Annotated in this window: 13 protein-coding genes; 12 read left to right on the forward strand and 1 reads right to left on the reverse strand. The window is 43.7% G+C overall.

The features are described 5' to 3' along the window. Positions 1 to 106: 106 nt before the first annotated feature. The 9 genes from eno to rpoS all read left to right on the forward strand — a co-directional run bounded on the left by eno (position 107) and on the right by rpoS (position 7,733). Positions 107 to 1,402 carry a phosphopyruvate hydratase gene (gene eno / locus ACVBIU_RS10345; RefSeq protein WP_447161869.1) on the forward strand — a complete coding sequence of 432 codons (1,296 nt, stop codon included), beginning with the start codon at positions 107 to 109 and terminating at the stop codon, positions 1,400 to 1,402. A gap of 86 nt (positions 1,403 to 1,488) precedes the next feature. Next, a complete protein-coding gene (gene ftsB / locus ACVBIU_RS10350; protein WP_447161868.1) occupies positions 1,489 to 1,785 on the forward strand; it encodes a cell division protein FtsB in 297 nt (98 codons plus the stop codon). A gap of 78 nt (positions 1,786 to 1,863) precedes the next feature. Then, on the forward strand, positions 1,864 to 2,556 hold the full coding sequence (gene ispD, locus ACVBIU_RS10355) for a 2-C-methyl-D-erythritol 4-phosphate cytidylyltransferase (protein WP_447161867.1): 693 nt from the start codon (positions 1,864 to 1,866) through the stop codon (positions 2,554 to 2,556). Positions 2,557 to 2,599: 43 nt separating this feature from the next. Further along, the gene (gene ispF, locus ACVBIU_RS10360) at positions 2,600 to 3,079 is read left to right on the forward strand and encodes a 2-C-methyl-D-erythritol 2,4-cyclodiphosphate synthase (protein WP_447163651.1); all 480 of its coding nucleotides are present in this window, start codon (positions 2,600 to 2,602) and stop codon (positions 3,077 to 3,079) included. Positions 3,080 to 3,167: 88 nt separating this feature from the next. After that, a complete protein-coding gene (gene truD, locus ACVBIU_RS10365; protein WP_447163650.1) occupies positions 3,168 to 4,235 on the forward strand; it encodes a tRNA pseudouridine(13) synthase TruD in 1,068 nt (355 codons plus the stop codon). Further along, positions 4,232 to 4,984 (forward strand): 5'/3'-nucleotidase SurE, encoded by a 753-nt coding sequence (gene surE / locus ACVBIU_RS10370; protein WP_447163649.1) that lies wholly within the window; start codon positions 4,232 to 4,234, stop codon positions 4,982 to 4,984. The genes truD and surE overlap by 4 nt, the downstream gene beginning before the upstream one ends. Positions 4,985 to 5,095: 111 nt before the next feature. Further along, on the forward strand, positions 5,096 to 5,731 hold the full coding sequence (locus tag ACVBIU_RS10375) for a protein-L-isoaspartate(D-aspartate) O-methyltransferase (RefSeq protein WP_447161863.1): 636 nt from the start codon (positions 5,096 to 5,098) through the stop codon (positions 5,729 to 5,731). A gap of 57 nt (positions 5,732 to 5,788) precedes the next feature. Next, positions 5,789 to 6,682, forward strand: coding sequence for a peptidoglycan DD-metalloendopeptidase family protein (locus ACVBIU_RS10380; protein ID WP_447161904.1), 894 nt, complete (start codon positions 5,789 to 5,791; stop codon positions 6,680 to 6,682). A gap of 82 nt (positions 6,683 to 6,764) precedes the next feature. Continuing rightward, positions 6,765 to 7,733 (forward strand): RNA polymerase sigma factor RpoS, encoded by a 969-nt coding sequence (gene rpoS, locus ACVBIU_RS10385; RefSeq protein WP_447161862.1) that lies wholly within the window; start codon positions 6,765 to 6,767, stop codon positions 7,731 to 7,733. A gap of 166 nt (positions 7,734 to 7,899) precedes the next feature. Here the strand turns inward: rpoS and mutS are convergent, their stop codons facing one another. After that, on the reverse strand, positions 7,900 to 10,479 hold the full coding sequence (mutS, locus tag ACVBIU_RS10390; protein WP_447163648.1) for a DNA mismatch repair protein MutS: 2,580 nt from the start codon (positions 10,477 to 10,479) through the stop codon (positions 7,900 to 7,902). Between the two features lie 319 nt (positions 10,480 to 10,798). Here mutS and recA point away from each other — a divergent pair, with 319 nt between their 5' ends. The 3 genes from recA (at position 10,799) to csrA (ending at position 15,615) form a co-directional block, all read left to right on the forward strand. Continuing rightward, entirely contained in the window at positions 10,799 to 11,866 is a 1,068-nt protein-coding gene (gene recA / locus ACVBIU_RS10395) for a recombinase RecA (protein ID WP_447161860.1), read from the forward strand. A gap of 446 nt (positions 11,867 to 12,312) precedes the next feature. Next, positions 12,313 to 14,937, forward strand: a complete 2,625-nt coding sequence (gene alaS, locus ACVBIU_RS10400; RefSeq protein WP_447161859.1) for an alanine--tRNA ligase — start codon at positions 12,313 to 12,315, stop codon at positions 14,935 to 14,937. 480 nt (positions 14,938 to 15,417) lie between these two features. After that, on the forward strand, positions 15,418 to 15,615 hold the full coding sequence (gene csrA / locus ACVBIU_RS10405; protein WP_006082602.1) for a carbon storage regulator CsrA: 198 nt from the start codon (positions 15,418 to 15,420) through the stop codon (positions 15,613 to 15,615). Positions 15,616 to 16,013 lie beyond the last annotated feature (398 nt).

Consider the following 16,013-nt stretch of genomic DNA (forward strand, 5'->3'; position numbering starts at 1 on the left):
GCTATGGGGGCGGTTTTTTTGTTTCTAGCGATGCAAGTTTAGATGAACAGAATTTCGTTTTACTTTTATCTTTAAATTTATCTTTAAAACTTAAATCGAGGGCATTATGGCTAAGATTATTAACATTATCGGTCGCGAAATCATGGATTCTCGCGGTAACCCAACTGTTGAAGCTGAAGTTCATTTAGAAGGCGGATTCATGGGGATGGCTGCTGCACCATCAGGCGCATCTACTGGTAGCCGTGAAGCATTAGAGCTTCGTGATGGCGATAAAGCACGTTACATGGGTAAAGGTGTATTAAAAGCTGTTGAAAACATCAACGGACTTATCCGTGATGCGTTGATGGGCAAAGATGCAACAGCGCAAGCTGAACTTGACCAAATCATGATCGACGTAGATGGCACAGAAAACAAAGATAAGCTAGGCGCTAACGCGATTCTTGCAGTTTCTTTGGCTGCTGCTAAAGCGGCTGCAGCATTTAAAGGCGTTCCTTTATATGCGCACATCGCTGATCTAAACGGCACCCCTGGCCAGTACTCTATGCCTGTTCCTATGATGAACATCTTAAACGGTGGTGAGCACGCTGATAACAACGTTGATATCCAAGAGTTCATGGTTCAACCTGTTGGTGCGAAAAGCTTCCGTGAAGCACTACGTATGGGCGCTGAAATCTTCCATAGCCTAAAGAGTGTGCTTAAGGCTAAAGGCCTAAGCACTTCAGTGGGTGATGAAGGTGGTTTCGCACCAGACCTAGCATCAAATGCTGACGCACTTGCCATCATCAAGGTTGCAGTAGAGCAAGCAGGTTACACGCTAGGTACTGACGTTACACTAGCACTAGATTGCGCTGCATCTGAGTTTTATAAAGATGGTCAATATGACCTATCTGGTGAAGGAAAAGTATTCTCTGCAAACGGTTTCTCTGACTTCCTTAAGTCGCTAACCGAGCAGTACCCAATTGCTTCAATCGAAGATGGCTTAGACGAGTCAGATTGGGATGGCTGGGCTTACCAGACTCAAATCATGGGTGACAAGATCCAGCTTGTTGGTGACGACTTATTCGTAACTAACACTAAGATCTTAAAGCGCGGTATCGACAACAATATTGCTAACTCAATCCTGATTAAGTTTAACCAAATCGGTTCACTTACTGAAACCCTAGCTGCAATTCGAATGGCGAAAGAAGCGGGTTACACTGTGGTGATCTCTCACCGTAGTGGTGAAACTGAAGATGCAACGATTGCCGATCTTGCTGTAGCGACTTCTGCAGGTCAAATCAAGACGGGTTCACTATGCCGTAGTGATCGTGTTGCTAAGTACAATCAGCTACTTCGTATCGAAGAGCAGTTAGGCGAAAAAGCTCCTTATAACGGTCTTAAAGAGATCAAAGGTCAAGCATAAATCGCTATAAACTTTAAAAAGGCCACCACTCGGTGGCCTTTTTTGTTGTACTATCTGTCTAATATTCTCAATTTCTATTGTTAATCATGAAACGCCTTCTTATTGTATTAATCGCTTTGCTTGCCATGCTTGAATATCGCCTTTGGTTTGGGGAGAAGAGCCTTGCTGAGTCTTTTCATTTGCAGGAGCAAATTAAGCTTCAGCAGCAAAGTAATGCGCAATTAGTTGCACGTAACCAAGTCTTAAGAGAAGAGATTAATGATCTTCGTAGTGGCACCGAGGCGTTAGAAGAGCGTGCTCGCAATGAGTTAGGCATGGTTAAAGAGGGAGAAACCTTCTTCCGTGTTGTCGGAGGCGAACGCGGCAATAAACCAAATGATTAACCAGCGTTGATTGTTTGTGTATTTAGTAAAGTCCTAGGTCGATGAGAGAAAGATGTCGTTAATATATGGAGCTCAATCATGAGCCAAACACCTAAGCAAATTATTGCAATTGTCCCAGCTGCCGGTATTGGTAGTCGTATGGGGGCAGAGATCCCAAAGCAGTACCTTCAGCTAAACCAGCAGAGCATCTTGAGCCATACCTTAGATTGTCTATTATCACATCCAAACATTGAGAAAGTGATTGTCGCGTTGAATCCGGCAGACGCCATCTTTGCCAGTTTGGAGCAAGCTAAACACCCAAAATTGCAATGTGTTAATGGCGGCCAAGAGCGGGCAGACTCGGTATTAGCTGCGTTAAAGGTTGCGAGTCTAGATGCTTGGGCATTAGTGCATGATGCTGCGCGTCCGTGTTTGACCCATCATGATATAGATAAGTTAATTGAGTCTGCTAGTACGTTCCCGCAGGGTGCCATTTTAGCGGCGCCAGTGCGTGATACGATGAAACGTAGCGATGCTAATGGCTTAATTAGTGAAACAGTCTGCCGAGAAAGACTATGGCATGCATTAACGCCGCAATACTTTCCTGTTTCAAGTTTGATGCATCACTTGAGCGATGCATTAGCTGCTGGTGCACTGATCACTGATGAGGCCTCTGCTATGGAATGGGCTGGAATTATGCCGGGGATCGTCTCAGGACGTGCCGATAACATTAAAGTGACGCACCCAGATGATTTGCAACTTGCAGCGCTGTTTCTCAAAAATACACTATAACAAGCAGCCGTAGCATCCATTAGATAGATAAATAGGAACACCTATGAAAATTAGAATTGGTCACGGGTTTGATGTACACAAGTTTGGTGGCGAGCCACCACTTATTCTAGGCGGTGTCGAAGTACCTTACGATGTGGGCTTAATTGCACATTCTGATGGTGATGTCGTCCTGCATGCAATCTCTGATGCGATTCTTGGAGCGATGGCGCTAGGCGACATTGGCAAGCATTTCCCAGATACCGACCCCGAGTTCAAAGGCGCTGACAGCCGTGTCCTGTTAAGGCATTGCTATAAGTTGGCGACCGATATGGGCTTTAGCCTATCTAACTTAGATGTCACGATTATTGCTCAGGCGCCGAAAATGGCTCCTCATATAGAAGCTATTCGAGCGTTGTTATCTGAAGATCTTGCAGCAGATATTAATGATATCAATGTTAAGGCGACAACAACGGAAAAGCTTGGCTTTACTGGCAGAAAAGAAGGCATAGCAGTTGAAGCCGTTGTGCTGATGATAAAAGCCTAGTTAATTGTGTAGGCTTGCTAGCTTAGCAAGCAGTAGTAACAATAGATTTTAAAGATAGTCAGATACTTTAGTGAGATCATTTAGCGATATGAGCGAATTACATTATTTATACGGCAAGCCAACTTCCACTGCCGATCTGCGTACCCATAATAGTGACTTTCAAGTGCAAGAGATTTTACCTTTCGCACCGACAGGCGAGGGTGAGCATCATTTGCTCCACATCCGTAAAGACGGACTCAATACTCTTGAAATAGTCAAGAGGCTATCGATCTTTGCGCATGTACACCCAAAAGAGGTGACATATGCAGGTCAAAAAGATAAGCATGCAGTGACAGAACAATGGTTTGGGGTGCGTATTCCAGGCAAAGAAACGCCAGACTGGCAGCAGCTAAATTGTGAGCAAGTTACAGTACTTAGCGCTGCAAGACACAGCAAAAAGCTACGGATTGGCGCACTAGCAGGCAATCGCTTTACCCTGATTTTACGTAATGTTAGCGATATTAATGATGTGATTAGACGTATTGACTTAGTTAGGGAACAAGGCGTACCGAACTATTTTGGTGAGCAACGTTTTGGGCATGATGGTAAAAATTTAGTGTTTGGTCGCCAGATGTTTACAGGCCGTAAAGTTAAAGACCGTAACAAGCGTAGTATGTATCTGTCTGCAGTACGCTCAAACGTGTTTAATGTTGCTGGTTCAGGTCGTTTAGCGCTGCACGGCACTAAACCCTTAGCGGGTGATTGTGTCATGCTTGCTGGCAGCAAAAGTTACTTTGTTGCAGAGCAGTGGGATGAAACATTAATAGAGCGCCTAAATAATAAAGATATTCAGCTTTCTGCACCATTATGGGGGCGTGGCTTACCGCTTGCTCAGGGAGAAGCCGCTCAGTGCGAGGCAGACGCTCTTGAGTCACTCGCAATTGATAAAGACGGTTTAGAGCATGCAGGTCTTAGCCAAGAGAGACGTGCTTTGTTACTTGAGCCACAACATCTGCAATATCAAGTAGATGAAGATACCATTACCCTTAAATTTGCATTACCATCAGGCTCTTATGCAACCTCGATACTGCGTGAGCTGTTTCAGTATCAAGATGTTCAAGAAGTCGCGCGTCAACAGATGCTCGCTGAACAAAGAAGCGCTGAGGCTGAGCAATGAAGATTTTGATCAGCAATGACGATGGTGTAAATGCTGAAGGTATTGCTGCGTTAACCGCAGCATTGAGCCAAATAGCAGAAACATTGACGGTTGGACCTGATAGAAACTGCTCTGGTGCGAGTAACTCGTTAACCTTGACCAATCCACTACGACTGAATACCTTAGATAATGGTTTTATTTCAGTGAGTGGCACGCCGACTGATTGTGTGCACTTAGCAATTAGAGAGCTGTATCAAGATGAACCCGATATGGTGGTATCTGGTATTAATGCGGGTGCGAATATGGGTGATGATACTCTGTATTCAGGTACCGTTGCCGCTGCAATGGAGGGGCGCTTCTTAGGCTTTCCAGCCATTGCTATCTCATTAGTTGGTCATGAGTTGAAACACTATGATACCGCGGCTCATTATGCGTTAAAAATTGTTAAAGCTTTGCAAGAGAGCCCTGTTGCACAAGATAAAATCTTGAATATTAATGTGCCAGATCTTCCTTTGGATGAAGTCAAAGGCATTAAGATAACCCGCCTTGGTGCACGGCATCGAGCCGAAGGGATGGTGAGAACCCAAGATCCTGCGGGCCGAGAGATTTTTTGGTTAGGGCCACCAGGTGATGAGCAAGATGCGAGTGAAGGAACTGACTTTTATGCCGTTGCCAACGGCTATGTGTCTATCACGCCGCTCACTGTTGATTTAACGGCATTTGAGCAAGTGAGTGCCTTAGAGAACTGGCTAACTCAGATCCACGATTAATTGGTGCACGACCTTGTTTACATGGGGCGTGCTGAAATTAATGAATTGCCCAATAACAGTATCATCACTGTTCGAATAAATGACATTTTGGACTATTGGAATAACAGAAATATGAACCCAGTCGCCTCAACATCAGCATTGAACCTTGCAAGAAGTTTGTTTGAGGCAGGGATCCGTAATGAAGCGGTACTACTGGCAGTGGCAAACACCCCGAGAGAGCAATTTCTCGATGCGGCTCTGGGTCACAAAGCTTATGAGAATACGGCGCTGCCTATAGGGCAAGGGCAAACGATTTCTCAGCCCTATATTGTTGCTAAAATGACAGAGATCATCTTGCAAACTAAGCCAACAAAGGTGTTAGAGATAGGAACTGGCTCAGGTTATCAAGCTGCCATTTTGGCAAAATTAGTACCGCAGCTGTTTACTGTGGAGCGGATCAAGAGCTTACAGATCCAAGCTAGGCAAAGATTAAAAAGGCTCGACTTACACAATATCGCTTTTAAATATGGTGATGGTTGGCAAGGATGGCCGAGTAAAGGCCTTTATGATGCAATCATGGTTACTGCTGCAGCAAGCTCAATTCCCGAGGCATTGGTCTCTCAGTTAGTTGACGGTGGCATCTTAGTGATCCCGGTTGGGGAAACCGCGCAGCAGTTATTAACAGTGACACGTCGTGGTGATAAATATTCGTCTGAAGTCGTTGAAGATGTTCGTTTCGTGCCACTTATTAATGGCGAACTTGCATAGTTTTTTTCCATAAGCATTAAACAGTGAAATAGGTTGATTTGGGGTGATGAGTTAATAATGAGGTTGGTATGTTTGTTAAGTGTCTGCCTATCACTGGTGCTATGTGGCTGTAGTTTTCAGGCTGATAGGCCCGCTCCTGTGGAGTCTTTGAATGGACCATCAACGCCGTCGATCAGTAAAGGATCGATAACGGCAAGCCGTTATGTGGTTAAAAAAGGCGATACTTTATATTCAATCGCATGGGGATCTAATAAAGATTTCGTTGATATTGCTAAGAGCAATCGTCTACCAAAGCCTTATACCATCTACCCTGGACAAGTTTTGAGCTTAAGCTCTAAAAAATATGTTACAAATAGCCAAAGTGTTAAAAAAACAACTAATTCAGCGCCTAAAAAACCAGTTAAGTCGAGTAAAGGCGATTCAAGTCAACAGGTTAGTGTTAAACCTGTATCTGTAAGTCCTCAGAATGAAAGGTCAAAAAAACAGCTTGATCCTAATCCTAAGCCTGCGTATTCTGTTACAAGCAGTCAACAAGATGCTAACAGGGTTGTCCACAAGCCAGCCGAGCTTCCAAACAAAGTAAGCAAATGGTCATGGCCTGTAAAAGGAAAAGTGTTTGGTACTTTCTCTGCCAAAGAGCAGGGAAATAAAGGAATAAAGATCGCTGGAAATCGAGGTGATGCGATTAAAGCAGCTGCAAGCGGTAGAGTTGTTTATGCTGGTAGTGCACTTCGAGGGTACGGTAATTTGGTTATCATCAAACATAGTGATGATTATCTCAGTGCTTATGCTCATGCAGATAAGATCTTAGTTAAAGAAAAGCAGGCTGTCACGATTGGACAGACTGTAGCGACAATGGGTAATACTGGTACTAATCGGGTCATGCTACATTTTGAGATCCGCTACCATGGTAAGTCAGTAAACCCTTTAAAATTTTTGCCTAAACAATAGTTAATGTTTGTTAGGTTGCCAATTTGGCGGATCGGAGGATAGTAACGTGCAGTAATTTATTTAGAAATTCGGGAGAGATATTATGGGCAGAGTAAGTAATGCCGTTGTAGCAGATAACGCTAAAAGTCAATCTGCAGATCAGTTAACGAATAAAGATACTAAACAAGAGATCAAAGAAGCTGAACTTGAGCAGCAAGTACAAGATGATCTACAAAAAAATCTAGATGCGACTCAATTGTATCTAGGCGAAATTGGTTTTTCCCCCCTCCTCAGTGCTGAGGAAGAAGTCTATTTTTCACGAAAGTCCTTAAAAGGCTGTGAGAAATCTCGCAATCGTATGATTGAAAGTAACCTCAGGCTAGTCGTAAAAATTGCTCGTCGATACAATAATCGTGGCTTAGCGCTGCTAGATCTTATCGAAGAAGGTAATTTGGGCTTGATCCGTGCCGTAGAAAAATTTGACCCCGAGCGTGGTTTCAGATTCTCAACCTATGCAACATGGTGGATTAGACAGACGATTGAACGAGCAATCATGAATCAGACTCGTACTATTCGCTTACCTATTCATGTTGTCAAAGAGCTTAATGTTTATTTGCGTACAGCCAGAGAGCTCGCACATAAGCTGGATCACGAACCGACAGCAGAAGAGATCGCTGACCAACTCGATTTACCGAGTGCAGATGTTAGCCGTATGCTCAAGCTCAATGAAAGAATTACTTCTGTCGATACACCGCTAGGTGGCGAAAGTGATAAAGCCTTATTAGATGTACTTGCTGATGATGACAACGTAGGGCCAGATTATAAGGTTCAGGATGAAGATATGTCTAAGTCCGTTGTTAAGTGGTTAGATGAACTCAATACTAAGCAACGAGAAGTGCTAGCGCGCCGATTCGGTTTGTTAGGTTATGAGCCGTCAACTCTAGAAAATGTAGGCAAAGAGATTGGTTTGACTCGTGAAAGAGTACGTCAAATTCAGGTCGAGGCGCTTAAGCGCTTGAAGGACTTACTGGGGGCGCAAGGCCTTTCTGTAGAAGCAATCTTCAGAGTGTAATCTAGAATGTAATCTAGAGTATAAAAAGTAAGGGTATAAATAAAAGCGCAGCTGATTATCAACTGCGCTTTTTTAGTATCTCATGTTTGGCGTTTAGCGCACTTTAGCTCAGCGCACTTTAATTTAGCCATATTGAAGCAATATGGCGACTGAGCACTTCAAACAATTAAAGTGTCAACTTCTTAAGGTTGTATAGATAATCTAATGCTTGTCTTGGCGTTAATTCATCCGGGTTTAGCTTGGCTAATGCTTCCAAAGCGGGAGATGGCGCCGGTGCTGAAAAGCTCATGCTTTGCTGTAAAGGCTGCTGAGCATTATTGGATTGATTATCATGATCGCGGCTTTCTAACTGATGCAACTTATGCTTTGCGGCGCTAATCACACAATTAGGCACACCGGCAAGCGCAGCTACCTGTAGGCCATAACTGCGGCTCGCTGCACCTTCTTGAACAGCATGCATAAATACAATGTTATCGCCATGCTCGACGGCATCTAAATGCACATTCTCCACATTAGATAATTGCTCTGGCAGTTGAGTTAACTCAAAGTAATGGGTGGCAAATAGCGTCATTGCTTGTAAGTGTGTAGCCAAATACTCTGCAGCAGACCAAGCAAGTGAAAGACCATCGTAAGTTGAAGTTCCACGGCCAATTTCATCCATCAACACTAAGCTGTTAGGGGTCGCGTTATGTAAGATGTTGGCAGTTTCAGTCATCTCGACCATGAAAGTTGAACGGCCAGAGGCTAAATCATCAGATGCACCGATTCGGGTGAATATTCGATCTACAGGACCAATAACGGCATGCTCTGCTGGAACATAACAGCCAATATGTGCCATTAGGGTAATCAATGCGACTTGGCGCATATAGGTAGATTTACCGCCCATGTTTGGACCTGTCACAATTAACATCTTGCGTTGATTGTTTAAAGTCACAGGATTGGCAATAAATGGGCTTTGGCTGACTTGCTCTACCACTGGATGGCGACCCGCTTCTATTTGGATCCCTGAAATAGTTGATAGCTCTGGGCAGTGATAGTTCAGGCTCTCTGCACGCTCGGCAAAATTACATAGCACGTCTAATTCAGCAGAGGCTCTAGCAAAATCTTGTAACTCATGTAATTTAGGCAAGATAAGATCAAACAGTTGTTCCCAAAGCTGCTTTTCAAGCGCTAACGCTTTACCTTGGCTAGATAATACCTTTTCTTCGTGCTCTTTAAGCTCAGGGATAATATAGCGTTCAGTGTTCTTGAGTGTTTGTCTACGTTGGTAGCTTAGTGGTACCAAGTCAGACTCACGGCGACTGACTTCGATATAGTAGCCATGAACGCGATTGTAGCCGACCTTTAACGTAGAAATTCCTGTCTGGTGTTTTTCTCTAGCTTCAAGCTCATGAAGGTAATCGGTTGCGCCTTCACTGAGTTTACGCCATTGATCGAGCTCTTCGTTGTATCCTTCACGGATCACACCACCATCACGAATTAGCATCGGAGGATTATCGACTACGGCGCGTGATAGTAGCTCAAGTTCATCGGGGAACTCACCAATCACTTGCGATAGATATTTAAGGTGTGCAGCAGTAGCTTGAGTCAACGTTTGTTGCAACTGGGGTAGTAATGCGAGCGCTTGACGTAAGCGAGCAAAGTCTCGTGGACGGGCATTGCGTAGGGCAATACGTGCAGTAATTCGCTCAATATCACCAAGGGCTTTTAAATCTTCCGATAGCACTTCATAGTGACCATTACCCAGCAACTCTTCAATCGAGGCCTGTCTTGCACGAATAATATCATGGTCACGAAGTGGCTGATGTAACCAGCGCTGCAGCATACGACTGCCCATAGGCGTAACAGTGTTATCGAGCACGGAGGCGAGGGTGTTTTCTCGCCCACCTTGCAAGTTCACCGTTAGCTCTAAGTTACGACGCGTTGCAGCATCTAGCACTATGCTGTCAGATTGATTAAAACGCACAATCGAGTTGATATGTGGTAGTGCGGTACGTTGAGTATCTTTGACGTACTGCATTAAGCAGCCTGCAGCCTGGAGTGACAGTCTCGCGTCTTCGATGCCAAAGCCTTTTAAATCTTTAGTGCCGAACTGATTGAGCAGTAATCGATGGCAAGTGTCGTAGTCGAACTCCCATTCTGGTCGGCGTCGAGTGCCATTCATTGCAGCGATTAGACTCATTTCAGAGAAGTCTTCGCTATAGAGTAATTCAGCGGGGTTGGTCCGTTGTAACTCGGCTTCAAGCGCTTCAGTATTGGCAAGTTCAGTAATGACAAAACGACCTGAAGCAACATCTAAAGTTGCATAGCCGTAACCGGTTTTACCCTGGTAAAGCGCTGCAAGTAAGTTGTCTTGTCTTTCTTGCAGTAGGGCTTCATCGGTTAAGGTTCCAGGGGTAACGATACGTACTACTTTACGTTCAACCGGTCCCTTAGAGGTCGCAGGATCGCCAATTTGTTCGCAAATCGCTACCGAAACACGAAGTTGCACTAGCTTGGCCAGATAACCTTCAACCGCATGATAGGGCAGACCTGCCATCGGAATCGGGTCTCCACCACTTTTACCTCGTGCGGTTAATGAGATCCCTAGTAGCTCAGAGGCTCGTTTGGCATCCTCATAAAAGAGCTCATAGAAATCGCCCATACGATAAAAGAGCAACATGTCTGGATGTTGGGCTTTTAACGTCAAATATTGACGCATCATTGGGGTATGTTTTTCTAAGCTTTGCGGATCAATAGCGGTCATCGATTTGTTTTGCCTGTGATTTACTGTGGCGGCTAAAAGCGCCTGAAACAATATTGGCGCTAATCTTAACAATATTTTGTCTAGATTAGGCGGAATTCTTACAGTGTTTCAGCAATAAATTACTGTGCAAAAATGCTAGATGCTCCTAAATGATTGATTTTAAACTTTTTGTAAAATATTTTTACACAGCACTTGATACTGTATGATTGTACAGTATACTAGTTTCATATTGAGGCTCTAGCCAAGGCTAAAATGAGTCGTCACCAAATGAAAATTCAGTGCCAATACCGTGTAGCACTGTGATCCAGAGGATATCAGAATGAAGATAGATCCAAATAAAGAGAAAGCACTGAACGCCGTTTTAGGTCAGATTGAGAAGCAGTTTGGTAAAGGCTCAATCATGAAGCTAGGTGAAGACCGTTCAATGGACGTAGAAACGATTTCTACTGGCTCATTATCTTTGGATGTTGCTTTAGGTGCAGGCGGATTGCCTATGGGTCGTATCGTTGAAATCTACGGTCCAGAGTCATCAGGTAAAACAACACTGACCCTAGAAGTGATTGCAGCAGCTCAGAAGCAGGGAAAAACCTGTGCCTTTATCGATGCAGAGCATGCTCTAGACCCTATTTATGCTAAAAAGCTAGGTGTTGATATCGATAACCTACTTTGTTCTCAGCCTGATACAGGTGAGCAAGCACTAGAAATTTGTGACGCATTAACACGCAGTGGTGCTGTAGATGTTATCGTCGTTGACTCGGTAGCAGCATTGACACCAAAAGCTGAAATCGAAGGTGAAATTGGTGACTCTCACATGGGCCTTGCGGCGCGTATGATGAGCCAAGCGATGCGTAAGCTTGCTGGTAACCTTAAGCAGTCAAACACTTTGCTAATCTTCATTAACCAAATTCGTATGAAAATTGGTGTTATGTTTGGTAATCCAGAGACGACAACGGGTGGTAACGCTCTTAAGTTCTACGCTTCAGTTCGTCTAGATATTCGCCGTACTGGTGCGATTAAAGATAGAGAAGAAGTGATCGGAAACGAGACCCGTGTAAAAGTGGTTAAGAACAAGATTGCTGCGCCATTTAAACAAGCTGAATTTCAGATCCTTTATGGCCAAGGCATTAACAAAACTGGCGAGCTCGTTGACTTAGGTGTTATGCATAAGCTAATTGAAAAGTCAGGTGCCTGGTATGCCTATAAAGGCAATAAGATTGGTCAAGGCCGTGCAAACGCAGGTAAGTACTTAATCGAAAATCCTGCAGTGTCAGATGAAATCGAAACGACGCTACGCGCTATGCTGTTAGGCAAAGGTGAGAAGGTTACTGCTGAGGCTGCCGATACAGCCGGTGACAACGTTGACTTAGAGACTGGCGAAGTATTTTAAGCCCACTCTAAATGCATAGCTGAGCCTTTCAGCTATGCATTTCGCGGTTGCGCTATGAGTTTTATTCCACGATGAATAACTCTGTGCGCCGCGACCATTCTCGTAAGAGAGCTCGACTAGATCACCCATCCAAGATTTCTATTTTCTGCAACTAAAAACTCTTCGATAGCGACAAACTCATTGCGTCATGATATTCCCCATTGCGCAACTGTGTTTATGACGAACTACAAACGGCTACATTTGATGCGCTAGCAAGTATTTAGCAGATTCCGTTATCTTCTTATATTGACTCATTCAAGCTTCAGGGCGCTAATTTCTTAGCCACTACACAGTTTTGTATCAACAGGGCTGGTTGTTAGCCATGACTCTGCTTATAATGCTATCCATAAAAATTTATCACTCAGCTCTTTTGGAGCTATTTGCACAACCTAATTCAGGACGGTTTCATGTATCAAACCACTGCAGCACTGCGAAGTGCTTTTTTGGAATATTTCCGCACAAATGGTCACCAGGTCGTTGATAGTAGTTCGCTCGTTCCTGTGAACGATCCAACCCTACTATTTACTAATGCGGGTATGAACCAGTTTAAAGATGTGTTTTTGGGTGCTGATAAGCGTAGTTACTCTCGTGCAACTTCTTCACAGCGCTGTGTACGCGCGGGTGGTAAGCACAACGATTTAGATAACGTTGGCTATACAGCTCGTCACCATACTTTCTTTGAAATGTTAGGTAACTTTAGCTTTGGTGATTACTTCAAAGAAGAAGCGATTAACTTTGCATGGACTTTCCTTACTGAAGAATTAAAGCTGCCAAAAGAGCGTCTTTGCGTCACTATTTATGAAACAGATGATGAAGCGTTTGAAATCTGGAATAAGAAAATTGGCGTTGCAGCAGAAAACATTATCCGCATCGGCGACAATAAAGGTGCAGCTTACGCATCAGATAACTTCTGGCAAATGGGCGACACAGGTCCTTGTGGACCTTGTTCTGAAATCTTCTATGATCATGGCGATCATATCTGGGGTGGACGCCCTGGTACACCTGAAGAAGATGGCGATCGCTTTATTGAGATCTGGAACATCGTATTTATGCAGTACAACCGTCAAGCTGACGGTGAGATGAAGCCACTGCCTAAGCCATCTGTTGATACTGGTATGGGTATTGAGCGTATCGCTGCCATTATGCAGGGTGTACATTCAAACTATGAGATTGATATTTTCCAAGCGTTAATCAAGAAAGCGGCCGCTATTCTTGGTGTAACAGATCTTGAAAACAAATCGCTACGTGTGATTGCTGACCATATTCGTTCATGTGCCTTCTTGATTGCGGATGGCGTTATGCCGTCAAATGAAGGCCGCGGCTATGTACTGCGTCGTATTATTCGTCGTGCAGTCCGTCACGGTAATAAGCTAGGTGCAACTGAAAGCTTCTTTTATAAGTTAGTGCCAACACTCATCGAAGTGATGGGCGATGCAGCGAAAGGCTTGCAAGAGACTCAAGCTATTGTTGAGAAGTCGCTTAAAGCTGAAGAGGAGCAGTTTGCTCGTACATTAGAGCGTGGGCTAGGTATTTTGGATGCCGCGCTATCAGCATTAACAACTGATGTTTTAGATGGCGAAACAGCATTTAAGCTTTATGACACCTATGGCTTCCCTGTCGATTTAACTGCTGATGTTTGTCGTGAGCGTGAAATCACTGTCGATGAAGCTGGCTTTGAAGTGGCAATGGCGGAGCAGCGCAGTCGCGCACAGGCTGCGGGTCAGTTTGATACCGACTATAACGAAGGTTTAAAAATTGACGAACAAAGTCGTTTCACTGGTTATACCGAGCTTAATAACCAAGCGACAGTAACGGCTATCTTCACATCAGGTGAAGCAACAGACGCTATTGCGGCAGGTGATGAAGCGGTTATTGTACTCGACAACACACCATTTTATGGTGAGTCGGGCGGTCAAAGTGGCGATAAAGGTATATTGATTGCAGAGGGAGTTGAGTTCACTGTTACTGACACACAAAAGTATGGTCAAGCAATTGGACATATCGGGCGTGTTATCACTGGCGAGCTTAAAACCGGTCAGGCATTAACCGCTAATGTTGATAAGAAGCTACGTCATAGAACAGAGCTAAATCACTCAGTTACCCACCTTTTACACGCAGCGCTACGTCAAGTACTTGGTACTCACGTGACTCAAAAAGGTTCTTTGGTCGATCCAGACCGCTTACGTTTTGACTTCTCTCACTTTGAAGGTGTTAAAGCGCATGAGCTGAAAGAGGTTGAAGAGCTTGTTAATACACAAATTCGTCGTAACCACGAATTGACTGCTGAAGTCATGGATATCGAATCTGCCAAAGAAAAAGGTGCAATGGCACTGTTTGGTGAGAAATATGATTCTGAAGTACGTGTTGTGACCATGGGTGACTTCTCTATTGAGCTATGTGGTGGTACTCACGTTGGCCGTACTGGAGATATAGGTTTATTCAAGATCACCTCTGAAGGTGGTATTGCTGCAGGCGTGCGTCGTATCGAGGCTGTAACCGGTGCTGCTGCTATGGCCTATGTTGCTAAGCAACAAGCAGACCTAGAAGAAGCTGCTGCACTATTAAAGGGTGACAGTGCTTCAGTGGTGACTAAGCTTAAGGCGCAGCTTGATAAAACTAAGCAGCTTGAAAAGGAGCTATCTCAGTTGAAAGATAAGCTGGCTGCAGCGACAAGTGCCGATCTTGCTGGCGAAGCTGTTGATGTAAATGGCGTTAAGGTGTTAGTTAAGAAGCTTGAAGGTATCGATGCAGGCGCACTACGCGGCCTGCAAGATGAGCTTAAGCAAAAGCTACAATCTGGTATTGTGGTTCTTGCTATCGCAGGCGAAGATAAGGTTAACTTGATTGTTGGTGTGACTAAAGATTTGACTGGCAAAGTCAAAGCGGGTGAATTAGTCGCTTCTATCGCTGTTCAAGTTGGTGGTAAAGGTGGCGGACGTCCTGACATGGCTCAAGCTGGCGGTAGCCAGCCAGAGAACCTTGACGGCGCGTTAGAGCAAGTTATCCCTTGGATAACCGCTAAACTGTCTTAAATAGGCTAAAGCGATAGCTAACCTTAAATAAAAACGTCCGTTATGGACGTTTTTTTATGGAATAAATAAACTTATTTTGATTTATTAAAACGGTTTTTGCCTGCGAGTATATATCCGGTTGATAGTGATTTTAACTGATGTTTATGGGCAGGGAATTTAAGATGAATAGCCTTTATTTTAAAACTGAATTAGAGAGTTGTTTAGCCTAAGTTTGTATATTGTAGCCTTAGATTTGGGTAATCTTCTAATTCATGCTAGTTTAATGTTAACACCTGATAATGATATTTATTGGGTAAAAGTTATTCTCAATCTGGTTAAAAAGGTTTCAAACACTTAACTGTGATATTTTACTGAAAAAGGTGTAATTATTTGACGCTTTTCTCATAGAATACTGTTATTTTGTACTAAGCTAACCTTATAATACAGTTATAACGGAATTATGCCGTATAAAGCAGAATTAGGAACTAAAGGAGCAAAATAATGCTGATATTGACTCGTCGTGTTGGTGAAACACTGATGATTGGTGATGAAGTAACTGTCACTGTATTAGGCGTTAAAGGTAACCAAGTAAGAATTGGTGTAAATGCACCTAAAGAAGTCTCTGTGCATCGTGAAGAGATTTACCAGCGCATTCAGTCTGAAAAATCAGGTACGCCATCAGAAGGCGGTAACTTTTGATCTAATCCAGATCAATTTAAGAATTCTAGAAGCCAGTTAATAACTGGCTTTTTTATTTTATGTCTCTTGAATATGCTAATACTAATCGATGTGGGTAACTTTTGATCTTAATGAGATCAATTGAAGAATTCTAGTCGTCAGTTGATAGCTGACTTTTCAAATTTTCGAGTCTATAAGTTTCCATAAACAGTTAAAAAATCCAATTTGAAGGAGAAGTTAGACTGTTATACAAGCAAGGTGCTTAAAAACAGCTCAAACGGGAATGCTTTCTTAAAAAGGGTTTGACTTATTTTCGGCAGACAGTAATATGTGCGCCAAGAAACGGAGAGGTGGCCGAGTGGCCGAAGGCGCTCCCCTGCTAAGGGAGTATGGGCTTTAACTCCCATCGAGGGTTCGAA

This window comes from Shewanella sp. 30m-14 (assembly GCF_052977125.1).